The 204-nt window shown below is 27.5% G+C and carries 1 protein-coding gene; it reads left to right on the top strand.

Annotated features, from left to right (window positions below; genetic code table 11):
- Positions 1 to 18: 18 nt before the first annotated feature.
- On the top strand, positions 19 to 204 hold a 186-nt coding region (locus COE53_RS24200; protein WP_180242480.1), incomplete at its 3' end, for a hypothetical protein.

Below are 204 nucleotides of genomic sequence, written 5' to 3'. Positions count from 1 at the left end.
GGAATTACACTAATAATAATGGGTTTAAGATATACTAAAGAAAAACGTGAAAACGATAAGAATAGCAGATATGTAATTGCAGGTAACGGTTGGTTTGATGAATTTTTAAGAACGGTTCTTCCATTAATGCCAGTATGGGTTACAAAAATTGTATATATTATTTTGGGCTTATTTTTACTAATTTTAGGTATAGATATGTTATTT

Source organism: Bacillus sp. AFS029533 (genome assembly GCF_002585125.1).
GTDB classification, from domain to species: Bacteria; Bacillota; Bacilli; order Bacillales; family Bacillaceae_G; genus Gottfriedia; species Gottfriedia luciferensis_B.
This window is presented reverse-complemented; position numbering and strand designations above follow the sequence as displayed.